Source organism: Pseudomonas triticifolii (assembly GCF_014358015.1).
In the GTDB taxonomy this organism is placed as follows: domain Bacteria; phylum Pseudomonadota; class Gammaproteobacteria; order Pseudomonadales; family Pseudomonadaceae; genus Aquipseudomonas; species Aquipseudomonas triticifolii.
Genome location: NZ_JACONV010000002.1, coordinates 345,548 through 368,792 on the forward strand (window position 1 = coordinate 345,548; position 23,245 = coordinate 368,792).

Genomic DNA, 23,245 nt, shown 5'->3' on the forward strand with positions numbered 1-23,245 from the left:
TTAAGCCGTTACAAATCGACTTGGCCCCGCTAAAGGCACCAAAAAAGGGCACATCCCTGGAGGCATCGCAGGTGTCCGTAGAGCTGAATCTACTGGCGCGGATCGCTCGCAAGCACTACGACACGCGGACCTGCACGCAGCACTTCAGGCTGTGTGCGACGCTGCCGATCCTCGACCACGCTTGGCGGTGAGGGTGGAGGTGTCCGCTCCACGACGACGGGCGGTGCTGAAACGGGTGATGAACGGTCAGCAACGGTCTCAGGCATCAAGCGCTGCGGTGCAGGTTCGGTCACAACGGACGGCAAGGCTGTTGGCGTTGGCGTTGGCGTTGGCGGCTCCATGATGACGGGGGCCGACTTCACAACCTTGGGGACCGGCCCTCGTTCGACTATCCGCTGCGGCAGGACAGGAGGCGCCACAGGTGCAGGTGCAGGTGCAGGTGCAGGTGCAGGTGCCACCCAGGACGGCTCTCCCTTCATGCGCGCCAGACTGGCGGTCAGCAACTGCTTTTGAGTCTTGGGCACCAGCAGTCGCCCCGGACCGTCCGGGGTCTTCTTGCGCAAAAAGGCTGAGTTGAGTCGCAACAACTGCCCTTCATCCACGCCCGCGGTGGCTGCCAGCCGAGGAATGTCCACGGCATGATTGAGTTCAACCACGTCGAAATACGGTGTATTGGCGACCGGTGTCAGCTTCACACCATAGGCCTCGGGATTGCGCACCAGCAGCGATAGCGCAAGCAGGCGCGGTACATAATCCTGGGTTTCCCTGGGCAGCGACAGGCTCCAGTAATCGGTGGGCAGTCCACGCCGTCGATTGGCTTCGACCGCACGGCCCACGGTGCCCTCTCCGCAATTGTAGGCGGCCAGCGCCAGCAGCCAGTCGTTGTCGAACTCATCGTGCAGACGCGTGAGGTAATCCATGGCCGCCTTGCTTGACGCCACCACGTCACGCCGGGCGTCGTAGGTGGCGCTCTGATGAAGATTGAAATCACGTCCCGTGGAAGGGATGAACTGCCACAGGCCCGCCGCAGCGGCCGACGAGTTGGCCATGGGGTTGTAGGCGCTTTCTATCATCGGCAACAACGCCAGCTCCATTGGCATCCGGCGCTCATCCAGACGCTCGACGATAAAGTGCAGATAAGGCGCAGCTCGCTCACTGGCACCTTTCAAAAAACCACGGTTGCTCAGCAGCCAGTCACGCTGGCGGGCGATCCGCTCGTTAATCTCCTTACCTTTTACCAGCGTGCTGCGTTGGGCAACCCGCTGCCACACATCCTCACCGTTATAGGCAGGCAGGTCATCGGGCACCTCGAGCGCTATCCCGCTCGACGAAGAAACCTCGGAGCTGTAAGTCATGCCCGCGATGAGCCTCGGGGTGCGCTCAGCGCGTGGCTGGGCGTAGTCCACGGACTGGCAGGCTGCGCACAACGAGCTCAGCGCCAGGGCGGCGATGCGGATCGAGTGGGCAAGCGAATGGCGGCTCGTAAGATAAGGGTCAACGGCTGGCATGAGCGGGGATGTCCTGATCGTGTAGACCCTACGTGGCTTGTCCAGCATTCCGGTTCCCTGAAGACGGACATTCATCCCGGGCAGGCCCCTCCAACCTGCCGCGTACCGCATGGAACCTGCGCCCGCTCCCTTGCCACTCAGACACAGGCAAGACTTGCCGGGATTCGTCAAAGGCTCCATCCAGCCAAACAGGGAGATAATCGCGTGCTCGTAAATTCACCCCACCGGAACACCGGACTCAACGTGCAGCCAGAAGCGGTTGCCAGTACCAGCACAAACACTGACCTACAACAACGAGCCCGGCGACCGACGCAAGGCTGCGCCCACTCTCTGAGCACTATCGGCAGGCGGATGGCTCACGGTGTTGGAAAGCTTTTCCAGAAGCCTCATCCACCTCGCCAGACTGCCACCGGCATGAACAACGCCAGAATCACGAGCACGCCCACCCGCACACCGGTGCCTGGATCCGCATCGAGATCGGTCTCTTCATCCGGGTATGCGCCAGGATCGGAATCCGAATCGGTATCCGGATCGAGCCATGCATCTGAACCTGAACACTCTCCAAGGTCTGTATCTGCCTCTGCGTCTTCATCTGCGCCGGCCTCTTTATCCGGGTATGCACCTGACTCCGAATCCGTATCGACGTCGGCCTCTGCACTGTCGCGCAGTAATGCCGGGCGTTTCGAGATACAGCAGGATCGTCTTGAGCGCCTCGCCCAGCCACAGAACACGATTGCGCTGGGGCTCAATGGCCAAGCCGACTTCACGACGTTCAGCCCGCCCGGTGTCGGGCCACTGCTCAACAGCATCCTGGCCAAGCCCGGCCAGACGTATCTGGCGCATGACAGTCGGCCGGACGCGAGCCAGCACCTGCTGCTCGAGTCCGACGGGCATCTGCTTCACCTGGATCAACAGAGTGACTCGCTGTCGTTGATCCGCAGCAGCAGCCTGATTCCCAATCTGCAGGGGGGCGATCCTTTGACCGTCAGCCTGCAGAGCGAAGCAGGACAGGTGCAGGTCAACGCGCCAGCGGGTAACGCAACTCACGGTCTACCGGGCAAAGCGCACATCGCCCACATTACCGGCGTGCATCAGGGACCCGATGGCCAGCGCATGCGGGTGCATGAAGACAGGCTGTATGAGTTCGATCAGGACAGTGCCAGCTGGAAAGCCCCCGAAGGCACCGAAGACATCGCGTTCAATGCACTGGCCATGGGCGGTAACGGTGCTGTCTACGCAAAAAGCGATGACGTTTTGGTCGACCTTTCCAGCCCGCTGATGCCGCGCCTTGAAGCCAAGGACCTGAAATCCTTTTCGGTTGCGCCGGATAACACCGTGGCGCTGCTCAGCGGCGATGATGCGCAGTCCATCCTGCTGGCGGACATGAGCCCTGGCATCGGAGGCGCAAAACGGCAAAAGGTACTGGAACTCGACGGCGGACAGTCTGAGGCTGCGGCCGTTGGTTTGAGCGCCGACCGACTGTTCGTCGCCGACACTCAGGGCAGGATTTACAGTGCCGATCGTCAGGCGTTCGAAAGTGATGACCCGCTGCTGCGGCTGATGCCTGAGCGCGAACACTATCTAACGGCCGGTGGCAGTCACCACATGGTCACCGGGTTCATCAGCGGCGATGACGGACGCGTGCATGCGTTGATCCAGGATCGCGCTGGTATCGTCCACTCTCACGCCCTGGACGAACAGCGCGCGCAACTGGACAGCGGCTGGAACCTCACCGACGCGTTGGTGCTGGACAATGTACGTGGCCTGACGCAAACCACCGACCCTTCGCCTGCCGACCGACTCAATCTGGATCGGTCCGGACTGGTGGCCATCAACGCCGGTCGGATTCAGCGCTGGGATGCGACCCCGCAGGCCTGGAAAGACACCGATATAAAGGACATCGACCAACTGCAACGCGGGGCCGACAGCAACGCTTATGTGCTCAAGGGCGGCAAGCTGCACAAGCTCGACGTCAGCCCCGAGTATCACAAGGCTGCGTTCGGCTCCACCTCTTCGCTGGCCCAGGCACCGCGCTCGACCAAGGTGGCCATGGGCAAGGAGATCGAGGGCCTGGATGACCGACTGATCAAGGCCTTCGCCATGGTCAATGACAAGCAGTTCGTCGCACTCGATGACCAAGGCCGACTCACCGCACACCATAAAGATCGCAAGCCCGTCGACCTGGGTTTTCCAGGGCTTTCAGGCGACATCAAAACACTGGCTCTGGATGAAAAGCACAACCTGCATGCCCTGACCAGCACCGGTGAACTGTTCCGCCTGCCCAAGGATATTTGGCAAGCCGCCAAGCCTGCCGATCATCCAGAGGCCAGCTGGACACCCGTCGCGTCGCCCAATGGCCAGCCCGTCGTCGCCCTTTACAGCAACGATGACAATATCCTGAGTGCCAAGGTCGAGGATGCAGCCGGGGATGGCCTGCTCCAGCTCAAAAGCGGCAACTGGCAAGCGGCAGTGCCGCGCCCAGTGGAACAGAACGGCCTGAACGATCTGTTCTCGCGCATCACAGGCACGCTGAAGACCAAGCGCATTCCCGGCACTGGCGGCACGGCCAGGATGGACATCAACGTGCTGGGCCGCAGCGGTATGGAAAAAGGCAATCGCGCCACCACCAAGGAGTTCGTCCGCGCCAACATCTACAAGAACACCCTTGAAACGCCACGCTGGATGAAGAACGTTGGCGACTATGTGCAACACAGTTATCAGGGTCGCGAAGGGCTGCGTCCGATCTATGACTGCCAGTCGACCGTGTTCAAGCAGCTCGAGCTGATCCATGAAACCGGTGAAACACCACCGGCCGCAGGCAACGACCTCAAGGCCCGTATCGCGCGCCTTGATCTGGGGCCAGCGGGTGCGGATCTGGTCAAGGATCTGGAAGCGTTCCGCGATGAGCTGGAAAAACACACGTACACCGCACTGGTCGACATCGGTCAGGGTTACGGCCAGTTCAAAAGCCTGCGCCAGCGCGACGGCGTGCTGAACCTGCACGGCGAACTGGCAGAGCCATCCAAACGCACCGAGATGGGCAAGAAGCTCAGCGAGCTGAAAGCGACACTCAACTTCAAAAACTCAGGGCATGATCTGGTCAAGGAGTTGCAGGACGCACTGACCCAGATCGCCCCGTCAGCAGAAAACCGCACCGGTCAGTTGCTGGAAGTCCTCAAGGACAACGGCTTGAAGATATCCCACCAGAAAGCCGACATTCCGTTGGGACAACGCCGCGACAAGGGTGACGAGCTCGCCTTGAGCAAGGCGCGTCTGGCGCTGGACGTGGTGACCCTTAAAAGCATTTCCACCCTGCTCGATCAGCTTGAGCTGGTCGGTCCGGGCAGCGATCTGGGACCGCTGCAGGAGAAACTTACCCACCTCAAAGAAACCACCTACGGCGAAAACCCGGTCAAGCAGGTGACCGACATGGGCTTTACCAATCACGCGGCGCTTGAAAGCTCATACGACGCGGTCAAGGCGTTCATGAAGTCCTTCAAGAAAGCCGACCACGCCACCAGCGTCAATCTGCGTGCAGCCAGCGGTGCCAAGGATCAGGCAGAACTGGCCGCCAATCTCAAGGCCACCCTGAAGCAGCTGGAACATGCCGACGACGAAATCAGCATCCAGCGTAGCTACGGCCTGAACTTCACCAGTCCGTTTACCGTGCTCGCCAATAAAGGCCAAGGCCCATGGCCAACAGCATCCGCGACGGGCAACCGCAACTACATCATGAATGCCGAGCGCGGTGAGGCGGGCATCACGCTTTACCTGATGACCGAAGCGGCCGGCAGCCTGAGCGGTGGCGTTGGCGGCGGCAAGGACTACTGGCCGGGTTTTTTCGACGAAAACGATCCTGCCCGTAGTGTAAACATCGGCAACAACCGCAGGATGACACCCAATTTTCGACTGGGCATGGACCTCACGGCCACCGCCGCTGGCTCCCAACGCGCCGGGGTCGTGTTTCGGGTCGCGGATGAAGACATCGATCAATTCGTCGATGATCTGTTCGAGGGCAAGGTAAACCCGCTGCAGGTGCTGCAAAAAGCTGCCGACCACGAGACCTACGAGGCCCGACGCTTCAACTTCGACATCACCGCCGGGGCCAACGCAGACCTGCGGGTCGGCTTCGGCCTGTCCGAAACAGGCAGTGATCCCTTGTCAGCCGTTGCGCGTCTGGGCATCGCAGCCAGCGTCACCGTCAACCTGCTGACCTACACCGATTACTCGCTGGAGCAGAACAACGACAAGGTCCATCTGCGCGAGGGTGGCAAGAACCGGCCACGCTTGCTCAATACCTTGATCGGTGCGTTCAGCGGACGCGCACAGCTGAGCGGCACCCACACCAATCCCGGCCCGCTGGCGCAACCCGGCACCCAGTCTGCGGCCAACAACATGGGCGTGACGGTCACGGGAACGGTGGATTCCAGAACCACCAAACGCGTGAAATTCCGCTATCAGGTGGCGCAGCCCATGACCACCAAGACGCTGGACAAGCTCTCCGACAGCCTCAAGGGCGCTTACAAGGACGCAGCGTCGAAAGCCGCGCTGGCCGCATTGGCCGACCCACTTGACCCGCGTTATGTCGACAAGAGTCCTGAGCAAGCCATCCAGTCCAGACTGGACGGGCTGACGGCCTTCGTGGCCGAAAGACCGTCGCGCACGGATGCGCAATACAAGGCGGTACGTGAAGTGAAGCGCGCAGCCGTGCAGCACGAAGCCTCGGCCAACAACCATAGCGTGCTGGAAAATGCGCGCTTTGAAAGCAACTACACCAACCTCTCGCGCCTGGACGAACAGAGCATGATCACCAGCATCGTGGGGTCGGTGAAGGAGCTGAGCAACCCTAGCAACGCATCCAGAGTCGCCGACCTGATGGAGCGCGATCCCAAGCTCAAGGCACTGCTCAAGGGCATGCAGGCCAGCGAAGGCACGCTGGCCCGAGTCCGTCTGGAACCCAAGGACTCACTGATCGACGACATCGACGAGGGCAGCCGCGCAGGCACCATGACCCAAGGCGAGCTCGCGACTCGGCTGGAGAATCGCAACGACATGCGCATCAGGGCGCTGACGGTGTTTCATACCGCCACCCAACCGGAAAACTTCACCTCACCCACGCCGCTGGTCAGCTACAACAGCGGCGCCTCGCTCAGCGTGACCAAAACGGTCGGCCGTATCGTGTTCCAGTACGGCGAAGACCAGGACACGCCGATTGGCTACACCTTCGACGGCGAGCAGTCCAGGCCGTCGGAAAACCTCAAGGAAGCAGCCAACGCGTTGAATCAGGCCGGGCTGGTGCTGAAAAGTTGATGAAAAAAAGCGCCGATCCAGGTCGGCGCTTTTTGACAACGTTGAGTATCAGGCCTGCACGACCGTGCGTGCCTCTCGTGCCTGGGCAATGAAGCCGCGAGCCATATTACAAAACCCGGCCTCATCCAGTGACGCCAGGTCACGCTGGGCACACAGTCGTATGTTGCCCTGATCCAGCGCAAACCAGCAGCCATGCAGGCGCGCGACATCGAAATTCAGGGTCAACAAGCGTTGCAAGTCAGCGGCGCGCTCCGGGCTGCGACCAACGCGGCAATGGAAGACCACCATCTCGCTGTGTTCGGGCAGCTCGATCACGGCAACTTCGTGGTCCTGGCTGTCGTAGAGGGCACACACACCGTTCTGCACCGACAGCGGGGTGCCCAACTGAGTACCCAACGCGTTGATGAAACGGGCGAAGACGGTCGTGGAAGTTTTCATCACATAGTCCTTTAGAGAGTGGATCTGAAGATGCCGAACACTGTGTGGCCGCAAGGTTTGATCGGTTCCTCGCTCGGGGCTGTTTCCAGTGTTTTGTTCAACGAACGACAGCGCACACGCGTGGGCGAAACCCGGACAGAACGGGAACTGCACCTGCTTTCGTAACCACTCAGTTCAGGCAACGTCAATCCAAACGCCCTCACTCCCGATATCGAAACGACAGGGACGCAGCGATCCTTCCTGATGGATTCAGGACCTCGCTCGCCAACGTGTCATCAACGAGGTAAGCACATGAGCATCGGTCTTTCGCCACGCCCGCTTCAAGGCACCCCACCCGCACTGGATTTCTCGGCACTGAATGGCCAAAGCCCTCAGCAGAGCGCAGTGGGTGATCAACAAAGCCAGCAATCCATCGATCCCGGCGCCCTGCTGTTCAACACGGGCAAGCAGCAAGATGTCAATTTCGGTCCGCCCAACGTCACCAATCAGAATGCAGTCGATGGCAGCAAGTCCGGTGAAGGCCAGGACAATGTGATCAAGATGCTGACTGCACTGCTGATGTCGCTCATACAGATGCTCATGAAGATGACGGGCCAGGACAAAAATCCGGCCAATGAGCAGCAACAGCAACAGGACCCGTACCAGAACAACAGTGGCCTGGGCACGCAGCCGACTGATAGCGGTGGCGGTGGTGACGGTGGTGGCGTTACGCCAGATGCCACAGGCGGTGGCGGTGGTACACCGACGGCAGCGGGCGGTGATGGCGGCGGCGACGCAGGCGGCGGTACCCCAACGACTTCAGGATCAAGTGGCGGTGGCAGTGGTGGCGGCGTTGGCACGCCCACGGACACAGGCGCAGGCACAGGCACAGGCATAGGGACAGGCACAGCGTCTGGCATCAAACCCGTTGAAGTGCCCAAGGCATCCGGCGATACCGTGACGGTGAACGAAACCATCAAGGTAGGCCCAGGCCAGGTGTTTGACGGTGGCGGCAAGACCTACACCGCCGGCAGCAGCCTAGGCAACGGCGACCAGAGCGAGAACCAGAAACCGTTGTTTGAGCTGGCCGAGGGCGCCACGCTGAAGAACGTCAACCTGGGCGAAAACGCGGCTGACGGCATTCATGTTCGTGCCGCCAACGACAAAGCCGTGACGATCCAGAATCTTCACGCCGCCAACGTGGGTGAAGACCTGATCACGGTCAAGGGCGAAGGTGGGGCCAAAGTCACCAACCTGAACATTCTCGACAGTAGCGCCAAAGGTGCCGATGACAAGGTTGTGCAACTCAACGCCAACACCCACCTGAATATGGATGGCTTCAAGGCAGACAACTTCGGCACGCTGGTGCGCACCAACGGTGGCAAACAGTTTGACGACATGGACCTGAAACTGAACAACGTCGAAGCCAACCACGGCAAGTTCGCATTGGTCAAAAGCGACAGCGAAGACCTGAAACTGGCCACCAGTAACATCGCCATGACCGACGTCAAACACGCTTACGACAAAACCAAAGCTTCGACTCAGCACACCGAAGCCTGAAACACTGTTCAAGCCACAACCTAAAAGGGCGCGTTCTTTCGAACGCGCCCTTTTTACGTTTTATTGAAGCCTTGGGCTCAGGAACGCCCTGCCCCCAGCGGCCATTCACTCGGCGACCCTGCCGGGATACCACCTTCTTCCAGATCGGGCTCACGCACGTTGCGATGGCGCAAGGTGTCGTAGGTGTTGCGTAACGTTGCACCGGTTGCCGTGATCACTTCTTCACCCGCGCGCAGACCTGCACTGGCCAGTTCTGCGGTCTGGCTGGCCACGTAACCGGTTGCGCTGGAGGCGGCTGACTTCACCGTTTCCTGGACGAACGCTTCGGCTTTATCCACTGCAGGATCGGTCACCACGCCTGCGGTGGTCCAGGCAGCGAACACGCCAGCCGAACCGGCCAGGTTAGTCAGCTGACTGACCGCCGCCTTGGTGGCCGGGTCGGTGATGTTTTTGGTGGCCATTTCCTGCAACTTGCCGACCCCGGCAAAACCACCCGCCAACGCCAGGCCGTTTTGCGTAAGGCTGGTGGCCGAGACCAGGCTGCGGACCGCCTTCATCCCGTCAGTGGCAATATCCAGCGGCAGACCGGCCAGGCGCTTGCCGGCATTAAGCGCTGCGCCGGAGTAACTGGCAGACTTGATAGCGTTATAGGCATCAAGCCAGTCCGTTTCCGCCTCCAGATCCGCCTTGGGCTCCTTGTCCTTGAGGCCCAGCACGAACGCCCCGCCGCGCAAGTGATCACGTGCCTGAACGCTGAGCATGCGATTGCCCAGACCGGCGTTGGCCGCAAGGCCGCCTGCGGCCGACACGCTGATGTCCACCGCACCCTGAATCTTGGGATGCGACGCCAATGCCGGGGCCAGTACCGTGCGCAGGGCATTGCGCGCTGTGTAAGTCTGCACGCCGATGCCCAGGTCCACGGACTGCTGGACGAGCCCTGGCGAATGGCGTTTGACGGACGCGGCCATCACGTCATGAAGCTTTTCCGGTGATGCGGCCAGGTAATGAATGTCGCCGGTGGCACGGTTCATCACACCCGTCCCGACCTGATCCATGACACCCGACAGCGCGCCGGAGATCAGCGGTGTCAGCGGCTTCAACGAGGTCGGCAACCAGTCGCCCTTGTTAATGGCAGGCTGCATGTACTGAAGCACCGATGCGGCCGCGAACGGCATGGCCCTTAATGAACTGGACGCGGTAGTCGCCAGCCGGTCGAGCTTCTGCGCCTTGGCGAAGGTGTCGGCAATGGTGCCTTGGGTTTCGCCCTGGGCATGCAGGCGTTTGGCGCGACTGTCGGCCAAGGCATCGACCTGCTCGTTATGAGTCCGTACCGCGGCATGCTCCTCGCTTGAGGCGTTGTCTGCCGGGGCTGGCAGCTTGTGGGCGGCGAAGACCTGATCTTTCAGATAATCCGTGATCGCTTGCAGATCTGCGCGGGCCGTGGGGCTGGTTGCCTCCACATATCCGGTCGCGTCGGACTCATGGGCAGCGTGGATTTCGTTGAGCTGAATAGCGGGCTGTTGAATGGGACTGTTGACGATAGGCGTCATGGAATTTTCCTCTTGAGTGCATCCGTTCGAATGGCAAAGCGCCAGGGGAGGTGTCCCGGAAAACAGCTTGCCTGCCTGGTGGCGTTGGCTTCGGGACGGTCGATCAAGCCGTGACAGGCGTCACGCAGGTGTTCAGGGTTGCCCTTGAAAGGATCGACTGAGGCTGGGTGGTCATCAGTGCAGGGAAGGTTCCAGGCAATGGACGCAGGCAAGACGCACGGTGCATCGATTAAGCGACGGTTAAGCCTCGTCCCGTAGGTTTGTGTCACGACTTGTTACAACTGTATGAAAAGTCATTCTCTAACCTCGGGCAGGAGCAACCTCATGACCGGTCTCTTTGAAAAGAAATGGAAGTGCTTCAAAAGGACGCTGACCTACGTCGGCTGGTCGCTGCTGTGGCTGTTGATCTGGGATATCGGCGTGACGATGGACTTCATGCTGGTGCAAGGCAGCGGCATCGACATTCCTCTGATGCCACTGACACTGCTGTGCTCGGCGCTGATCGTGCTGATCAGCTTTCGCAACTCCAGTGCCTACAATCGCTGGTGGGAAGCGCGCACGTTATGGGGCGCGATGGTCAACACCTCGCGCAGCTATGGTCGCCAGGTATTGAGCCTGATCGACGGAGAAGGCGCACACCGCCACAACCCGGTAAAAACCATGCTTTTGCGTCGTCACGTGGCCTACCTGCGTGCGCTGCGGGCCCATCTGAAAGGCGATGTCAGCGCGGCGCAACTTGGCGGGCTGATCCCTGAGTCTGAAATACAACGGGCGCTGAGCAGCAACAACGTTCCCAATGACATCCTCAATGGCTCGGCGGGAATCCTTGCCGACGAGTTTGCCGAGGGCCGGCTGGACAGCATCCGCTTCACCCGGCTTGAAACCACCCTGCTCGACCTGTCCAACTGCCAGGGCGGCATGGAGCGCATTGCCAACACACCATTGCCCTACCCTTACGTGTATTTCCCGAGGCTGTTCAGTGCATTGTTCTGCGTGATCATGCCGCTGAGCATGGTGACCACCCTGGGCTGGTTCACCCCGCTGATCTCGACGGTGGTGGGTTGCCTGCTGTTGGCGATGGAGCGGATCGGCACCGACCTGCAGGCACCGTTCGGCACCAGTCAGCACCGGATCCGCATGGATGACCTGTGCCAGAACATCGAGAAAAACCTGTGCTCGATGTACAACGAGCCCGTGAAGGGCCCGTTGCTGTCACCTGCGAACGTGGACACACGCTCGACACCTCATGCGTTTCACGCCGCAATGTCATGAGACGTGAGCGTATCGACCCCGACCAGCTTGATCTCGAAGTCGGCGTGCAGGTCACCGTTAACGTTGCCGTACAACACATGATCGACGAAACGCAGCTGGCCTGCAGCGGTGAAATCGCCGCTGCCAATGAAGGTGAACGCATCCAGCGCCTGGGTATCGGCATTGGCGTCCAGTTTGAGGAAGCTCAGCTTGTCACCTTCCTGGCTGCTGAAGTCAGTGATGACATCCCGCGCCTGGCCCTTGCCCATTTCCGCAACGCTGTTGAAGACGAAACGGTCAGCGCCTGAGCCGCCAATCAGGATGTCAGTGCCCAGGCCGCCCACCAGTTTGTCCCTGCCTGCACCGCCGTAGAGAATGTTGTTGGCGTCGTTGCCGGTCAACGTGTTGTCACGCTCGTTACCCACCACATTGAACGCGCCCTTGCCACGCACGTGGACGTTTTCGAAGTTGGCCAGTTGCGCCGAGTTGAGGTCCAGGGTGATAGCGGTCTGCGAGAAGTTGTCGAAAGTGATCTTGAGCGAATCGACACCCTGATTGGCCTGCTCCTTGACCAGCCCCAGCTCGGCGACCTGATCGATCACGTAGGTGTCATTGCCCAGCCCGCCGATCATGGTGTCCACCCCACCGCGACCATCGAGTACGTTCGCCGCGTCGTTGCCGATCAGCGTGTCATTGAACGCCGAGCCGATGGCGTTTTCGATGGTCACGCCATAGGCGATGGCCAGGCCTGAATCCATCACTGTCGGGCTGTCGGGTGTCACGTTGTAGTTGAGGAACGGCTTGCCGATGGTGCTGAACTCGCCCGGATTGAGGTTGATACTGACCGCAGCCGTCTGGTTGCTCGCGTCGATCGTGTCCTTGCCGCCTGCGTCCCAGATGGTCTCGAAAACCGACTGCCCAGGTGCCCATTTGTAGATGTCATTGCCGGTGTGATACGACATGTTGGCACCGTACAGGTACTGCATGGTCAGGATATCCAGCAGCATCGGCGTCGTCGGTTTGAAGCTGTAATCGTTGGTGTAGCTCATGATGGTATAGCGGGCGTCTTCGAACTTGGGGTCCAGCAGCACGTCGTTGTACTGCGAGCCTTCGAACGAATGCTTCAAGCCCAGCGCGTGGCCGATTTCATGAATGAAGGTCAGGTAATCCAGCGAGCCTTTTTCCACCTTGTCGACCTTCACGTCAGGTCCGATCCAGACGTCGCCAGACCTGGGCAAGGTGCCCGGAACATAGGCCTGGCCCATCTCCGTGCCCTTAAGACCATTGAACCCGCCAAATCGCAGATCACCGACCTGGGTGGCGGTATCTTCGACTTGTGTGAAGGTGATATTCGCCACCGCACTCCACGCGGCCAGCGCACTCTGGGTGGCCGCAACCTGGGCTGCACTCAGCGAGAAAGCGTCACTCGGCTCCTGACTGCGACTGTAGTCACTGGTGTACACCGATTGATCGTTATGAAAACTGTAGGTCAGGTGGTTGCCTGACGGTCCGGCGGTCCAGTAAGGCCCGTACAGCAAACTCGTGACACGTTCGTCAGCGGGTTCTTCAGTCAGCAAATCAACGGGGGTCGAACCATCTGGGCTGGGCATAAATAATCCTGCAATGGAAATAACGACAAAAAATCCACAACTACACAGCTGTAGAGACCTGTTAAAAGCACCATGACGCGACGGATACAACCTGGACACAATACGTTACAAAATGGCTATTGGCATGAAATGACTTGCGCGGTTTCGAAGATTTTTCATAGGTGGAACGAGCGTGCTTAGTCCGTGCTTACAGAAGCGCCTAGAGCCATTAACCTGTTGAAAGGAATGAAACTTTTAAATGATAAGTGTCATGTGGAAAAACCCTGAAAAGTTGAAAAACGGCTTATGACAACAGTGAGCGGCCAAGTAAGCCCTTTAAGCCGTAACAACAACCGGATCATCAAGCACGCTCAACCGCAGCCGTGTCGACACAAGACACACGCGTGATCCGAGTCTGCAGGCCGGCTGAACGCTGTCTGAGTACCCGGCTCTAATCAGCAATTACGGATCCTCAAGGAGAACCCCCATGCCCACTTCATTCAAGGTTGGCGATGCCGTGCGCTGGAACTCGGAAGCTGGCGAAATACGCGGCAAGATCACCAAGGTGCATGTCAAGGACGTGGCGTTCATGGGCAAGCACCGGCCTGCGTCCAAAGACAGTCCCCAATACGAGGTCAAGAGCGACAAGACCGGGCACTTGGCCATGCACCACGAAGATGCCCTGCACAAGGCCTGAAGCCGGATTCAGAACACGAACCCGTGACCCAGCTCGCTCTCCATCCATTCCAGAAAGCGCCTGACTCTGGGAAAGCTGGAGTGGGCCTTGGGAAACACCAGGTGGTGTGCAGCCACCGGCGAACTCAACAGGTGCGGTACAACTTCCCGCAACGCGCCGCTGTGCAGGTATTTCTGTGCCAGCAGTGTGCTTTCCAGCGCAAAGCCCAGGCCATGGCTGGCCGCTTCCAGCGTCATATAGGAGCGATCAAAGCTCAACGCGTAGGGTTTTTCCGGCCGCGCCAGGCCATGCTGGGCAAACAGCTCGGGCCACTTCAGCAGCGTGGCTTCGGACAAAATAAGTTCGCCTTTGAGCAGGTCTGCCGGGCTGTTGACCGGGTACCGTTCCAGCAGCTTGGGTGACGCCAGCACCGCGAAGTTTTCGTGACGCACGGTACGCACTTCATAGCTCGGCCAGTTGGGTCGGCCGTGGCGGATATCGACATCGATCTTGTCACGACTGAAGTGCAACGACTCATAGGAACATGACAGGTTGATCTGAATATCCGGGTGGCTGATACGAAAGGCTTCCAGACGCGGCATCAGCCACAGCAGCCCGAAACTGGGTGACGAATGCAGGCGCAGGCAATCGAGGCTGACGTCGCTGGCGGCACGCTCGGTGGCCACGGCCAGGCTGTGCAACAGGCCGGAAACCTCTTTCAGGTACTGCTCGCCTACCGGTGTCAGCGTGACCCCGCGAGCTGCACGCACGAACAGTTGCCGGCCAATCATCGCCTCCAGCCTGGCCAGTTGATGGCTGACCGCCGACGGCGTCAGATCCAGCACTTCGGCGGCGCGCGCCAGGTTGCCGAAACGTGCCGTTTGCTCGAAGGCCTGAATGGCTTTCAAGGGTGGCAGGTTGGAGGGTGCATTGTCGTCGGCCCGCATAAGCCTCCCAGGCATCAGGAAAATTGAGTTCTTCCCATTCAAGCACTGCCTGACGGCCCTGACGAGAGGTGAATTTTTTTCATCGACCAGTGATGTTTGCGTTATTGCTCGCCAGCAGCCCCCGGACCACTCTGAGCCCATCGATCACTTGAATCGACGCCATAACAATAATCAGAGGACTCCCCTCATGCTGCTTCAAGGCAAAATCGCAATCATCACCGGTGCCGCTTCTGCCCGTGGCATCGGTCGTGCCACCGCTGTCACGTTCGCGCAACACGGCGCACGCGTGGTGATACTCGACCTCGATGAATCCGCCGCACGCGACGCTGCCGCCGCGCTGGGCGAAGGCCATCTGGGCCTGGCCGCCAACGTGGCCGATGAATCCCAGGTCAAACAGGCCGTTGCCAGGATCATCGAACACTTCGGCCGCATCGACGTGCTGGTCAACAACGCTGGCATCACCCAACCCATCAAGACACTGGACATCCGTCCGGGCGATTACGACAAGGTGCTGGACGTCAGTCTGCGCGGCACGCTGTTGATGTCGCAGGCCGTCATTCCGGGCATGCGGGCGCAAGGCTCGGGCAGCATCGTGTGCATGTCGTCGGTCTCGGCGCAGCGTGGCGGCGGCATCTTCGGCGGCCCACACTACAGCGCAGCGAAAGCGGGCGTGCTTGGGCTGGGCAAGGCCATGGCACGGGAGTTCGGACCGGACCAGATTCGTATCAATTCCATCGCGCCGGGTCTGATTCATACCGACATCACCGGCGGGTTGATGCAGGACGAGCGACGCCACGCGATCATCGAAGGCATTCCGCTGGGTCGCCTGGGCGCGGCGCAGGACGTGGCCAATGCGGCACTGTTTCTGGCCAGTGACCTGTCCTCGTACCTGACCGGCGTTACGCTGGATGTGAACGGCGGCATGTTGATTCACTGATCGCCATCCGCGGGCTGACCCACGCCTGTAACGCCCGCATTTGTTCTGGATCGACGACGTGCCAGGCTGGTTTGCCTGGCGGTCTATAAAAACAAGAGATCAGACCATCATGATAACCACCATGCCCCTCGATGCGGCTTCGACCGCCCGTGCCAACGCCTACCGCAAGACTGCCTGGCGGCTGATGCCGTTCCTGATGCTGTGCTACCTGTGCGCTTATCTGGACCGGGTCAATGTCGGCTTTGCCAAGCTGACCATGATGAACGACCTGGCCTTCAGCGAAGCCGTCTACGGCCTCGGTGCCGGTATGTTCTTCATCGGCTATTTCCTCTGTGAAGTGCCCAGCAACCTGATCCTGCATCGCGTCGGCGCACGGCGCTGGATCGCCCGCATCATGATCTCCTGGGGCATCATTTCCGCCCTGTTCGCGTTCGTTGAAACCGCTTGGCAGTTCTACGGCCTGCGCTTTCTGCTCGGGGTGGCCGAAGCCGGTCTGGCACCGGGCCTGCTGCTTTACCTGACTTACTGGTTCCCCTCCTATCGACGTGCCCGCATGACGGTACTGTGGTTCGTCGCCATTCCGTTGTCCGGGATGATCGGCGGGCCACTGTCGGGCTACATCATGGCCACATTCGCAGGCTTTCATGGCTGGGCGGGCTGGCAGTGGATGTTCGTCATCGAGGCCATTCCCACAGTGATCGTCGGGCTGATGGTGCTGGCTTACCTGAAGGACGGCGTGCATCAGGCGACCTGGCTCACCGATGATGAAAAAGAGCTGATCACACAGGAGCTGGCCGAAGACAACAGCCAGAAGGTCGTGCACGCCTCGGTCGGTGAGTTCATCCGCGACCGGCGTTTGTGGCTGCTGGCCTGCATCTACTTCTGCGTGGTCATGGGTCAGTACGCAATCACCTTCTGGCTGCCGACACTGATCCGCAACGCCGGGCTGGCCGATCCGCTGCACATCGGGCTGATGACCAGCGTGCCGTACCTGTGCGCCATCGTCGCCATGCTGTTGATGGGCCGCAGCGGCGACAAGCATCGCGAACGCCGCTGGCACCTTGTCATCCCGATGATTGCCGGTGCGCTGGGCCTGAGCCTGGCAGCCGTCTTCGGCAACAGCCTGCTGCTCTCGGTGCTGAGCCTGTGCCTGGCCGCAGCTGGCGTGCTCTCTGCCTCGTCTCTGTTCTGGATGCTGCCCACCACCCTGCTCGGCGGCGTGTCCGCAGCGGCAGGCATTGCGGGCATCAACAGCTTCGCCAACCTGGCGGGCTTCTGCTCGCCCTACCTGATCGGCTGGATCACGACCACGACCGGCTCCAGCGCCATCGGCATGTACCTGATCACCGGCGTGCTGTTCATCGGCGCGTTTCTGGTCCTGCGCATTCCCGCTGCCTCGGTCAATCGTTGAATCATCGGAGTCATCACCATGACAACCCAAGCGTTATCTGCCTCGTCCACGTCGCTGGCACAGCGTGCCCACAACATTCGTCGCCATGCCTTGCGTATGGGCCAGGTTCAAGGCCAGGGCTATGTCGGCCAGGCACTGGGGGCGGCCGACCTTCTGGCGGTGTCCTACTTCCACGCCTTGAACTACAAACCCGAGGACCCGGAGTGGGGGCCGCGTGACCGGTTTTATCTGTCGATCGGTCACTACGCCATTGCCCTGTACGCCGCCTTGATCGAGGCTGAAATCATTCCGCTGGACGAGCTTGAAACCTACGGCTCGGACGACAGCCGCCTGCCCATGTCAGGAATGGCCGCCTACACGCCGGGCATGGAAATCACAGGTGGCTCGCTCGGCCACGGGCTTGGCATCGCCGTCGGCGCATGCCTGGGGTTGAAGCGCAAACACTCGGCCTCCTTCGTTTACAACCTGCTGTCGGACGGCGAGCTGAACGAGGGGTCGACCTGGGAAGCGGCGATGTCGGCATCCCACTGGAAGCTGGACAACCTCATCGCGATCATCGACGTGAACAACCAGCAGGCCGACGGTCATTCGAGTGAGGTGCTGGCCTTCGAGCCCATCGTGGATCGCTGGCAGGCCTTTGGCTGGTTCACGCAACGGGTCGACGGCAACGACCTGCCTGCGCTGGTCGCTGCCTTCGATGCCGCCCGCCAGCATCCGGGCGCACAGCCTCGGGTGATCATCTGCGACACGAAAATGGGCAAAGGCGTGCCCTTTCTGGAAACCCGCGAAAAGACTCATTTCATCCGTGTCGATGAACACGAGTGGGACCTTGCACTGAACAACCTCGACGAAGGGCAAACCGTATGAGCACTGCCAACCAGAACCCTGTGGCGGCACCTGCCGTGAAGAAAAAGCTCACCACCTCGGCGATGATCGCCTCGATTGCTTCCGAAGGTCAGGCCACCCGATCGGCACCGTTTGGCCATGCGCTGGCGGCACTGGCCGATCAGCGTTCGGACATCGTCGGGCTGTCGGCCGATCTGTCCAAGTACACCGACCTGCACATCTTCGCCAAAGCGCATCCCGAACGTTTCTACCAGATGGGCATGGCTGAGCAGTTGCTGATGAGCGCCGCGGCCGGGATGGCCCGGGAGGGCTGTGTGCCGTTCGCGACCACCTATGCGGTGTTCGCCTCGCGCCGTGCCTATGACTTCATCTGCATGGCCATTGCCGAGGAAAACCTCAACGTCAAGATCGTCTGCGGCCTGCCCGGCTTGACCACCGGCTACGGCCCCAGTCATCAGGCCACGGACGACCTCGCAATCTTTCGCGCCATGCCCAACCTGATGATTGTCGACCCGTGCGATGCATTGGAGATCGAGCAGGCCGTACCGGCCATCGCGGCACACCAGGGACCGGTGTACATGCGCCTGTTGCGTGGCAATGTTCCGCTGGTACTGGACGAGTACGGCTATCAGTTCGAGATCGGCAAGGCCAAGACCCTGCGCACCGGCAATGACGTGCTGATCATTTCCACCGGCCTGATGACCATGCGCGCGCTGGAAGCCGCCAAGGAACTTCAGGCCGATGGCGTGGATGTCGCGGTGCTGCATGTGCCGACCATCAAGCCGCTGGACGAACAGGCCATCCTCGCCGAAGCCAGAAAAACGGGACGGCTGGTGGTGACGGCGGAAAACCACTCGATCATCGGCGGGCTGGGCGAAGCGGTTGCCACGGTGCTGCTGCGCAATGGCGTCACGCCGACATTCAGGCAGATTGCGCTACCGGATGCGTTTCTCGACGCAGGCGCCTTGCCGACGCTGCACGATCGCTACGGCATTTCCACGCCGGCGGTGTGCGCACAGATCAAGGCCTGGTTGTAGCGGTCGGATAGTTAAGAGGCGCTGATATCCGCTTCTGCCCGCAGGGCGTGCTGCCGGCTCCTGCCAGATCGCCAGCAAGCCGCCTCTTATAAGACAACCCATAAGTCACTGAAGAAACGCTATTTTTCTGTGGGAGGCGGCATGCCGGCGATGAACAACGATGCGTTTTTTCTGATATACCGCGTCATCGTTCATCGCGGGCAAGCCCCCTCCCACAGTCCGGTGTTTGCCACGTGACAGCGCTAAAACCAAGACATGGTGAAGCCTCCCACAATCCAGTGTTTGCTGCGCTTTTTGATGAGACTGAACGATGGATGCCAACCACCTGCTCGACCCGGCCTACGCCGTTTTCCTCGACGAGCCTTCCAGCGTCTGGACACTCGATAATCTTCCAGCCATCAGGCATCGCGTTGAAGCCGCCTGGAAACAGCCTGAGGAAGCGAGGCATGAGCAGCACTGGACACGTAAGGATCACATCCGGCTGTGCGTCTATCGCCCGGCACACAAACTCAATCCTGCACAAAAACTCGCCACACTTCTGTACATCCACGGCGGAGGCTTCGTGCTGGGCAGCCCGGAGATGGCCGACGATTATCTGGCCGATCTGGCCAACGAGCTGAACGTCCTGATCGTGGCCGTCGATTATCGACTCGCTCCCGAGCACACTTTTCCCACGCCGCTGAACGACTGCTACGCAGCATTGGCCTGGCTCTTCAACGAAGGCCTGGCACTCGGCGTGGATACGGAAAAGGTAATGGTCATGGGCCACAGCGCAGGTGGTGGCCTGGCTGCTGCTGTTTCGATCATGGCGCGGGACAGAAACGAGTATCGGCTGGCAGGGCTGTTGATGGTCTATCCGATGCTGGACCACCGCACCGGCTCGGCCACCTCGCCAGAAGACAACCCGACCACCGGAATCCTGAGCTGGACCCGCGAGGCAAACCGGTTCTGCGGGCAGTGCCTGCAAGGTACCTATGCACTGGACGATGACCGGATGGCGCTGTTTTCACCTTCACGGGCCAAAGACCTGACCGACCTGCCACCGAGCTTCATCTGCGTCGGCGCGCTGGATCTGTTTCTCGAAGAAAACCTGGCCTTTGCACTCAAGCTTTCCAGGTCCGGCGTGCCGGTGGAATTGCACCTGTACCCCGGCGTGCCGCACATGTTCGATCACTATCCGGGCCGTCAGACCGATCAGCTCAAACAGGACATCACGCGTGCCCTCGCCTGCCTGTGCACAGACAAGGGCACGCCATAGCCGCTAGACCAGCGCTTCGGCCGGACCGAAGAACTCGTAATGGCTCTGTTCATCCGGAATACCCAGATCATGCAGCGCCCGCTTGATGAACGCCATGAACGGTTTGGGGCCGAGAAAGTAAGCCTCGACGTCCCGGTCCGCAGGCAGCCACTGTCGCAGATGCTCGACGGCAGGCAGGCCAACAACATGGGGTTGGGCAGGATCAGCAACCGTGTCGTTGTAGACCACATGGGCGCGGAACTGCGGATAGCCAGCCTGCCAGTCCTTGAGCACTTTCTGAAATGCATGCACCGCGGCATTGCGTGCGTAGTGAATGAACACCACATCTCTACCGCCAGCCGCCAACGCGGCTTCGGCCATCGCCAGGGTGGGCGTGATGCCGACACCACCACTGATCAACACCAGCGGCTTGCTGCCCTCGATAAGCGTGAACTCACCGGACGGCGGAAACAGCTCCAGCTCGTCCCCTGCCTCAACCTGATCATGCAAGTAATTGGAGGCCGCTCCGCCTACCTCTTTTTTGACGCTGATGCGATAGCCGATGCCTGTCGATGCGGCCGACAGCGAGTAGTTACGACGAATTTCCTGACCATTCACTAGCAGACGCAGGCCGATGTACTGACCGGCCTTGTGCGCAATAACCGGTTGACCGTCCACGGGCTTGAGATAGAACGAGGTGATCTCGTCGCTTTCCGGTGTCTTCGTTTCCACCTTGAACGCACGCCCGCCACGCCATCCGCCTGGCGCTGCGGCGATGCTTTCGTACACCTTTTGTTCGGCGCCGATAAGGATGTCAGCCAGTTGCTGATAGGCCGCGCCCCAGGCGGCGAGGACTTCGTCAGTGGCGGTTTCGGCACCCAATACTTCGCGGATCGCCCGCAGCAGGCATGTTCCGACGATCGGGTAATGCTCAGGCAAAATCTGCAACGCCACATGCTTGTTGACGATCTGGCTGGCGAGCGGACCGAGGTTCTCCAGACGATCAATGTTGCGAGCGTACATCAGCACCGCGTTGGCCAGAGCGCGAGGCTGAGCACCGTTGGTCTGATTGGCCGGGTTGAACAGCGGGCGAACCTCCGGGTAGTCGCGCAGCATGATCTCGTAGAAGTGGGTCGTCAGAGCCTCGCCACCGACCTCAAGGATCGGAACGGTTGCTTTGACGATGTCACGTTGAATGTCGGTCAGCATGGGATAGCTCCAGAACGTTTGAAAATCGATACCTGGATAGAGCAACCCACGTGCCAACAAAAAAACCCAATTAAATCAATGGCAAATGGATCAATAGAGTCAAAATGACAAGGTCATAATGACTCTATTCAAGGTAAAGAGGTCATTAGGACCCGATCCTTCTCCTGACTGCGTGCGCGAACGACTGAGCCCTTGATTCGGATCAGAATACGCTCACGTTTACGATCCAGACGGTTCAGCGCAGGTAAGCGGCCCAGGCTGACACCAGGAGCAACACCGCCATGCCCCTGTTCAACCACAGCAGGGCACGCGCGGATTTGAGCAAGCGTGCGGAACCCGCGCCCAACAGAGCCCAGCACGCCAGACAAGGCAGCGACACGAAGAAGAACACCAGCGCCAGATGGGTCACGGCCCCCTGACTGAACACACTGACGACCGCCAGCGCCATCATCCAGGTTTTGGGGTTGACCACCTGCAAGCCCGCCGCGCCGACGAATCCAAGGCGCGGGCGGCTGTCATCGGGGCTTAGGGCGTTGGCCGGGCTGTTGAAGATTTTCCACGCCAGCCAGGTCAGCCAGCCGACGCCGATGGCCGCCATGACGGGTTGTACGGCCGGCACCTGCATCAACGAACGACCGACGCCGGTGCCCACCAGCAACACTAGCCCGGCGGCGCCTATGCAGGCACCGAAAATGATCGGCAGACTGGCTTTCAGACCGTAACGGGCGCTGTTGCTCAGCACCAGCAGATTGGTGGGGCCAGGGGTGATCGACGCAACGAAAGCGAAAAGCACAAATGACAGCATGACCAGACTCCATAAGTAAGAGGCGTCATGCTTGCGCAACACGTAGCGTCAGTCTGGAAGGTCTGTGCAGCGTGTGCGATAGGCCGCAGGCGTCAGGCCGTAGGCGCGCAGGAACCAGCGGCCCAGATGACTCTGATCGGCAAACCCCAGATCGCTGGCGACGTCAACAGGCTGCGCCCCCCGGGCCAGAAGCCTGCGGGCCATGGACAGCCGCAACTGCACCAGATAGGCGTGAGGTGGCAGGCCGAAGGCAGCCTTGAAGGCGCGGGTCAGCCTGAAGCGGTCCACACCGCAGGCCAGCGCGAGTTCGTCCAGCCCCAGATCACGCCGAAAATGGGCGTGCAGATAATCCCTGGCACGCAACGCGACCAAGGGCAGCCGAGGGTCATGCTCCTGCCTCGCTCGCCAGTGCACATGGGCGGTCAGCCGTTCGAGCAGACCATCGAGTGCACTCTGCCGGATGATGCGCGACTCCTGGCCATGCAGCGCCGAAAATGCAAACACGATGGACTGGGCCAGCCGCGGGTCACGCACCAGCGTGCTGGCGAAACCCGGTTGAAAGTCCTGCGGCGCGTCTTCGAACAACGACGTCAGTTCACGGCTGATCCAGTGCGGATCCAGATACAGCATACGGTAGGTAAAACCATCGGCATCCGGCGCGTCGCCGTCATGGATCTCACCCGGTTCAAGCAGGAACACCTGGCCGGATGTACTGGCATGCCGCTGTCTGCGACAGTGAAACTGCTGCACACCCTGCTCCGTGACGCCCACCAGATAACTGTCATGCCAATGCGGATCGTAGGCATGCCCACGAAAATGGGCGCGCAACGTCTCAATCCCGGTATCCCGGTCCTGAGCGAGGTCGATCCAGTTGGCTGACTTCATGAGTGGCTTGAATGGGCTGATGAGCGTGTCTGCTTTTATCGCGCGGCAGAGGCGTCAAGTCTAGAAGGTT

The 23,245-nt window shown here is 60.3% G+C and carries 17 protein-coding genes; 9 read left to right on the top strand and 8 right to left on the bottom strand.

Annotated features, from left to right (window positions below; translation table 11 throughout):
* Positions 1–89 precede the first annotated feature (89 nt).
* A complete protein-coding gene (locus H8S56_RS06320; protein ID WP_187518152.1) occupies positions 90–1,508 on the bottom strand; it encodes a transglycosylase SLT domain-containing protein in 1,419 nt (472 codons plus the stop codon).
* Positions 1,509–1,712: 204 nt separating this feature from the next.
* Between H8S56_RS06320 and H8S56_RS06325 the strand changes: the two genes are divergently transcribed.
* Entirely contained in the window at positions 1,713–6,818 is a 5,106-nt protein-coding gene (locus tag H8S56_RS06325; RefSeq protein ID WP_328803362.1) for an AvrE-family type 3 secretion system effector, read from the top strand.
* A 48-nt stretch (positions 6,819–6,866) separates the two neighbouring features.
* On the opposite strand, the gene H8S56_RS06330 is transcribed toward H8S56_RS06325, so the two are convergent.
* Complete coding sequence (locus tag H8S56_RS06330) at positions 6,867–7,256, bottom strand: type III secretion system chaperone (RefSeq protein WP_187518154.1); 390 nt, start codon at positions 7,254–7,256, stop codon at positions 6,867–6,869.
* A 291-nt stretch (positions 7,257–7,547) separates the two neighbouring features.
* On the opposite strand from H8S56_RS06330, the gene H8S56_RS06335 reads away from it, so the two are divergent.
* On the top strand, positions 7,548–8,795 hold the full coding sequence (locus H8S56_RS06335; RefSeq protein WP_187518155.1) for a pectate lyase: 1,248 nt from the start codon (positions 7,548–7,550) through the stop codon (positions 8,793–8,795).
* A 77-nt stretch (positions 8,796–8,872) separates the two neighbouring features.
* Here the strand turns inward: H8S56_RS06335 and H8S56_RS06340 are convergent, their stop codons facing one another.
* On the bottom strand, positions 8,873–10,345 hold the full coding sequence (locus H8S56_RS06340; RefSeq protein ID WP_235986751.1) for a type III effector: 1,473 nt from the start codon (positions 10,343–10,345) through the stop codon (positions 8,873–8,875).
* 324 nt (positions 10,346–10,669) lie between these two features.
* Here H8S56_RS06340 and H8S56_RS06345 point away from each other — a divergent pair, with 324 nt between their 5' ends.
* Complete coding sequence (locus H8S56_RS06345; protein WP_187518156.1) at positions 10,670–11,617, top strand: bestrophin family protein; 948 nt, start codon at positions 10,670–10,672, stop codon at positions 11,615–11,617.
* On the opposite strand, the gene H8S56_RS06350 is transcribed toward H8S56_RS06345, so the two are convergent.
* Positions 11,599–13,206: a M10 family metallopeptidase C-terminal domain-containing protein gene (locus tag H8S56_RS06350; RefSeq protein ID WP_187518157.1), complete on the bottom strand. Its 1,608-nt coding sequence runs from the start codon at positions 13,204–13,206 to the stop codon at positions 11,599–11,601. The two genes, H8S56_RS06345 and H8S56_RS06350, sit on opposite strands and share 19 nt — an antisense overlap.
* Before the next feature lie 466 nt (positions 13,207–13,672).
* Between H8S56_RS06350 and H8S56_RS06355 the strand changes: the two genes are divergently transcribed.
* The gene (locus tag H8S56_RS06355) at positions 13,673–13,882 is read left to right on the top strand and encodes a hypervirulence associated TUDOR domain-containing protein (protein WP_024694286.1); all 210 of its coding nucleotides are present in this window, start codon (positions 13,673–13,675) and stop codon (positions 13,880–13,882) included.
* A gap of 8 nt (positions 13,883–13,890) precedes the next feature.
* Here H8S56_RS06355 and H8S56_RS06360 read toward each other — a convergent pair whose 3' ends face one another.
* Positions 13,891–14,808, bottom strand: coding sequence for a LysR substrate-binding domain-containing protein (locus tag H8S56_RS06360; protein WP_187518158.1), 918 nt, complete (start codon positions 14,806–14,808; stop codon positions 13,891–13,893).
* 187 nt (positions 14,809–14,995) lie between these two features.
* Between H8S56_RS06360 and H8S56_RS06365 the strand changes: the two genes are divergently transcribed.
* From H8S56_RS06365 to H8S56_RS06385, 5 genes are all read left to right on the top strand, one after another.
* Entirely contained in the window at positions 14,996–15,745 is a 750-nt protein-coding gene (locus H8S56_RS06365) for an SDR family NAD(P)-dependent oxidoreductase (protein WP_024694287.1), read from the top strand.
* A gap of 109 nt (positions 15,746–15,854) precedes the next feature.
* Positions 15,855–17,156: an MFS transporter gene (locus tag H8S56_RS06370; protein ID WP_024687638.1), complete on the top strand. Its 1,302-nt coding sequence runs from the start codon at positions 15,855–15,857 to the stop codon at positions 17,154–17,156.
* 18 nt (positions 17,157–17,174) lie between these two features.
* On the top strand, positions 17,175–18,023 hold the full coding sequence (locus H8S56_RS06375; protein ID WP_187518159.1) for a transketolase: 849 nt from the start codon (positions 17,175–17,177) through the stop codon (positions 18,021–18,023).
* Positions 18,020–19,039 (top strand): transketolase family protein, encoded by a 1,020-nt coding sequence (locus tag H8S56_RS06380; protein WP_187518160.1) that lies wholly within the window; start codon positions 18,020–18,022, stop codon positions 19,037–19,039. The genes H8S56_RS06375 and H8S56_RS06380 overlap by 4 nt, the downstream gene beginning before the upstream one ends.
* Before the next feature lie 310 nt (positions 19,040–19,349).
* Positions 19,350–20,297, top strand: a complete 948-nt coding sequence (locus H8S56_RS06385) for an alpha/beta hydrolase (RefSeq protein ID WP_187518161.1) — start codon at positions 19,350–19,352, stop codon at positions 20,295–20,297.
* A 3-nt stretch (positions 20,298–20,300) separates the two neighbouring features.
* Here H8S56_RS06385 and hmpA read toward each other — a convergent pair whose 3' ends face one another.
* The 3 genes from hmpA to H8S56_RS06400 all read right to left on the bottom strand — a co-directional run bounded on the left by hmpA (position 20,301) and on the right by H8S56_RS06400 (position 23,175).
* Entirely contained in the window at positions 20,301–21,485 is a 1,185-nt protein-coding gene (gene hmpA / locus H8S56_RS06390; protein WP_187518162.1) for an NO-inducible flavohemoprotein, read from the bottom strand.
* A gap of 235 nt (positions 21,486–21,720) precedes the next feature.
* Positions 21,721–22,290 (bottom strand): LysE family translocator, encoded by a 570-nt coding sequence (locus tag H8S56_RS06395; protein ID WP_024687643.1) that lies wholly within the window; start codon positions 22,288–22,290, stop codon positions 21,721–21,723.
* A gap of 48 nt (positions 22,291–22,338) precedes the next feature.
* A complete protein-coding gene (locus tag H8S56_RS06400; RefSeq protein ID WP_187518163.1) occupies positions 22,339–23,175 on the bottom strand; it encodes an AraC family transcriptional regulator in 837 nt (278 codons plus the stop codon).
* Positions 23,176–23,245 lie beyond the last annotated feature (70 nt).

What these genes read in the sequence shown, in the direction of transcription:
- H8S56_RS06320 (WP_187518152.1), bottom strand. Translation starts at nt 1,508, where the DNA reads ATGCCAGCCGTTGACCCTTATCTTACGAGCCGCCATTCGCTTGCCCAC.
- H8S56_RS06330 (WP_187518154.1), bottom strand. Translation starts at nt 7,256, where the DNA reads ATGAAAACTTCCACGACCGTCTTCGCCCGTTTCATCAACGCGTTGGGT.
- H8S56_RS06335 (WP_187518155.1), top strand. Translation starts at nt 7,548, where the DNA reads ATGAGCATCGGTCTTTCGCCACGCCCGCTTCAAGGCACCCCACCCGCA.
- H8S56_RS06340 (WP_235986751.1), bottom strand. Translation starts at nt 10,345, where the DNA reads ATGACGCCTATCGTCAACAGTCCCATTCAACAGCCCGCTATTCAGCTC.
- H8S56_RS06345 (WP_187518156.1), top strand. Translation starts at nt 10,670, where the DNA reads ATGACCGGTCTCTTTGAAAAGAAATGGAAGTGCTTCAAAAGGACGCTG.
- H8S56_RS06350 (WP_187518157.1), bottom strand. Translation starts at nt 13,206, where the DNA reads ATGCCCAGCCCAGATGGTTCGACCCCCGTTGATTTGCTGACTGAAGAA.
- H8S56_RS06355 (WP_024694286.1), top strand. Translation starts at nt 13,673, where the DNA reads ATGCCCACTTCATTCAAGGTTGGCGATGCCGTGCGCTGGAACTCGGAA.
- H8S56_RS06360 (WP_187518158.1), bottom strand. Translation starts at nt 14,808, where the DNA reads ATGCGGGCCGACGACAATGCACCCTCCAACCTGCCACCCTTGAAAGCC.
- H8S56_RS06365 (WP_024694287.1), top strand. Translation starts at nt 14,996, where the DNA reads ATGCTGCTTCAAGGCAAAATCGCAATCATCACCGGTGCCGCTTCTGCC.
- H8S56_RS06370 (WP_024687638.1), top strand. Translation starts at nt 15,855, where the DNA reads ATGATAACCACCATGCCCCTCGATGCGGCTTCGACCGCCCGTGCCAAC.
- H8S56_RS06375 (WP_187518159.1), top strand. Translation starts at nt 17,175, where the DNA reads ATGACAACCCAAGCGTTATCTGCCTCGTCCACGTCGCTGGCACAGCGT.
- H8S56_RS06380 (WP_187518160.1), top strand. Translation starts at nt 18,020, where the DNA reads ATGAGCACTGCCAACCAGAACCCTGTGGCGGCACCTGCCGTGAAGAAA.
- H8S56_RS06385 (WP_187518161.1), top strand. Translation starts at nt 19,350, where the DNA reads ATGGATGCCAACCACCTGCTCGACCCGGCCTACGCCGTTTTCCTCGAC.
- hmpA (WP_187518162.1), bottom strand. Translation starts at nt 21,485, where the DNA reads ATGCTGACCGACATTCAACGTGACATCGTCAAAGCAACCGTTCCGATC.
- H8S56_RS06395 (WP_024687643.1), bottom strand. Translation starts at nt 22,290, where the DNA reads ATGCTGTCATTTGTGCTTTTCGCTTTCGTTGCGTCGATCACCCCTGGC.
- H8S56_RS06400 (WP_187518163.1), bottom strand. Translation starts at nt 23,175, where the DNA reads ATGAAGTCAGCCAACTGGATCGACCTCGCTCAGGACCGGGATACCGGG.